This is a genomic window from Comamonas sp. (assembly GCF_009360615.1).
Classification (GTDB): domain Bacteria; phylum Pseudomonadota; class Gammaproteobacteria; order Burkholderiales; family Burkholderiaceae_C; genus Comamonas.
Map to the genome: position 1 here is coordinate 1 of NZ_SPEY01000024.1, position 3288 is coordinate 3288.

At 60.9% G+C, this 3288-nt stretch carries 2 protein-coding genes and 1 pseudogene; all 3 read left to right on the forward strand.

All coding sequences use genetic code 11. The features are described 5' to 3' along the window. Positions 1 to 8 precede the first annotated feature (8 nt). Positions 9 to 1055: a ubiquinol oxidase subunit II gene (gene cyoA, locus E2583_RS09065; RefSeq protein WP_291595050.1), complete on the forward strand. Its 1047-nt coding sequence runs from the start codon at positions 9 to 11 to the stop codon at positions 1053 to 1055. A 62-nt stretch (positions 1056 to 1117) separates the two neighbouring features. Beyond that, a complete protein-coding gene (gene cyoB / locus E2583_RS09070) occupies positions 1118 to 3124 on the forward strand; it encodes a cytochrome o ubiquinol oxidase subunit I (RefSeq protein WP_003055500.1) in 2007 nt (668 codons plus the stop codon). Beyond that, positions 3117 to 3288, forward strand: a pseudogene (locus tag E2583_RS09075) (cytochrome o ubiquinol oxidase subunit III); the annotation flags it as partial. The gene cyoB and the pseudogene E2583_RS09075, both read left to right, overlap by 8 nt.

The window sequence follows — 3288 nt, forward strand, 5'->3', positions numbered from 1 at the left end:
TGTTAAAAATCAAGGAAATCCGTGGGCCCGCGTGGCTCTCAGCGGCCGCTTTGACCGCAACCCTCGCCGGTTGCAGCAAGGCCGTCGTCCTCAACCCCGCTGGCGATATCGCCAAGCAACAGGGCGATCTGGTCATCACGGCCACGTTGCTGATGTTGCTCATCATCGTTCCCGTCATCTTCTTGACGCTGCTGTTTGCCTGGAAGTACCGCCAGTCCAACACCGAAGCCAAGTACGACCCCGAATGGCACCACTCCACCGCGCTGGAGCTGGTGATCTGGACGGTTCCCCTGCTCATCATCATCGCTTTGGGCGCCATTACCTGGATCAGCACCCACAAGCTCGACCCCTATCGCCCCCTGGACCGCATCTCCTCGACCAAGGCACTGGACCCCAGCGTCAAGCCCCTGGAGATTCAAGTCGTGTCCCTGGACTGGAAGTGGCTGTTCTTCTATCCCGAGCAAGGCATTGCCACCGTCAACGAAGTGGCTGCCCCGGTGGATCGCCCCATCCGCTTCAAGCTGACCTCGACCAACACCATGAACGCGTTCTACGTTCCCGATCTGGCCGGCATGATCTACACCATGCCCGGCATGCAGACGGAACTGAACGCCGTGATCAACAAGCCCGGTGTCTATGGCGGCAAGTCCTCTCACTACAGCGGCGCTGGCTTTGCCGGCATGACCTTCAAGTTCCACGGCCTGGAGAACGCGCAGTTCGACCAGTGGGTGGCACAGGCCAAGACCGAAGGCAAGGCCCTGACGCGCGACGCCTACCTCGACCTGGCCAAACCCAGCGAGCGCAACCCCGTTGAACGCTTCGCCAGCGTGGACGAAGGCCTGTACAACAAGGTCCTCAACCGCTGCGTGGAAGACGGCAAGATGTGCATGAACGAGATGATGGCCATCGACGCCGCCGGCGGCAAGGCACCTGCACACCACGGCAAGACCTCCAGCGTGACCCTGCCCCTGGATGTCTGCACTTCCAAAGACGCTGACCGCGTTGTCGCCCTGCTCGACGAAGTCGCCGCCTCCGGAGCTGTCGCACAGCAATAAGTAGTTCACGGTGCGGATGCGCTCACCGCTCAGCCGCTCCAATACGACAAAAGAGACTCAACATGTCTGAAACAACAACCCCGGCCTCCCACTGGCTGTTGGGCCGTATCACATGGGACCAGATTCCCATGACGCATGAGCCCATCGTGCTCTTGACCTTTATTGCCGTGGTGCTTGGCGGCCTCGTCGTGGTCGGCGGCATCACCAAGTTCCGCCTCTGGGCTCCGCTGTGGAACGACTGGATCACCTCCATCGACCACAAGAAGATCGGCATCATGTACATGATCCTCGGTCTGGTCATGTTCCTGCGCGGCTTTGCCGATGCCGTGATGATGCGTCTGCAGCAGTCCATGGCCTTCGGCGACAACATGGGCTACCTGCCTCCTCACCACTACGACCAGATCTTCACGGCGCACGGCGTGATCATGATCTTCTTCGTGGCGATGCCCTTCGTGACCGGCCTGATGAACTACCTGGTTCCTCTGCAGATCGGCGCGCGCGACGTGTCCTTCCCGTTCCTCAACAACTTCAGCTTCTGGATGACCACCGGCGGCGCCGTGCTGGTGATGATCTCCCTGTTCCTGGGCGAGTTCTCCACCTCGGGCTGGCTGGCTCTGTCCAATCTGGGTCACCAGAGCGGCAGCACGGGTCTTGATTACTACATCTGGGGCCTGCAGGTCGCCGGCGTGGGCACGACCCTGTCCGGCATCAACCTGATCGTGACCATCATCAAGATGCGCGCCCCCGGCATGAACCTGATGAAGATGCCTGTCTTCACCTGGACTGCCCTGTGCACCAACGCCCTGATCGTGGCCTCCTTCCCCGTGCTGACCGCCGCCCTGGTGCTGATGTCCCTGGACCGCTATGTCGGCACCAACTTCTTCACGAACGAGCTGGGCGGCAACCCCATGCTGTACGTGAACCTGATCTGGATCTGGGGCCACCCCGAGGTCTACATCCTGATCCTGCCCTGCTTCGGCGTGTTCTCCGAAATCGTGGCAACGTTCAGCCGCAAGCGCCTGTTCGGCTACACCTCGATGGTTTACGCCACCGTGTGTATCACCATCCTGTCCTACCTGGTGTGGCTGCACCACTTCTTCACCATGGGCTCGGGTGCCAGCGTGAATACCTTCTTCGGTATCACCACGATGATCATCTCCATCCCCACGGGCGCGAAGATCTTCAACTGGCTGTTCACCATGTACCGCGGCCGCATCCGCTTCTCGGTGCCCATGCTGTGGACGGTGGGCTTCATGGTCACCTTCGCCATCGGCGGCATGACCGGCGTGCTGCTGGCCGTGCCTCCCGCAGACTTCGTGCTGCACAACTCGCTGTTCCTGATCGCCCACTTCCACAACGTGATCATCGGCGGCGTGGTGTTTGCCGTGTTTGCCGGCATCAACTACTGGTTCCCCAAGGCTTTCGGCTTCCGACTCAACGAGTTCTGGGGCAAGGCTTCGTTCTGGTTCTGGCTGGTCGGCTTCTGGGTTGCCTTCACTCCCCTGTACATCCTGGGTCTGATGGGCGTGACCCGCCGTGCCAACCACTTTGACGATCCCTCGCTGCAGATCTGGTTCATCATCGCCGCCTGCGGTGCTGCCCTGATCGCCGCCGGCATCGGCTGCTTCTTCATCCAGCTGGCCGTCTCCATCTGGAAGCGCGACGAGCTGCGCGACGTGACAGGCGACCCCTGGGAAGGCCGTACCCTGGAATGGGCCACTTCCTCGCCCCCTCCCCAGTACAACTTCGCCTTCACTCCCGTGGTGCACGACATCGACGCCTGGACCGACATGAAGAAGCATGGCTATCAGCGTCCGCTGAGCGGCTTCGAGCCCATCCACATGCCAGCCAACACCGGCGCCGGCGTGGTGATTGCCGGCCTGTCCACCGTTCTGGGCTTTGCGCTGATCTGGCATATGTGGCCTCTGACGATCGCCTCGTTCGTCGCGACCATCCTGGCTTCGATCATTCATACCTTCAACTACAAGCGTGACTACTACATTCCTGCGGCCGAAGTGGCCACCACGGAAGAAGCACGTACCAAGCAGCTTGCAGCAGCCCATGTCTAATACACATATCAACGCTGGCGGCTCAGCCGCCCTGGCTACTCGCGAGTACCACCTCGCGCATGAACCTCATCCGGAAAACGGCACCTCGCTGGGCTTCTGGCTCTACCTGATGAGCGACTGCCTGATCTTTGCCGCACTGTTCGCCACCTATGGCGTGCTGGGCC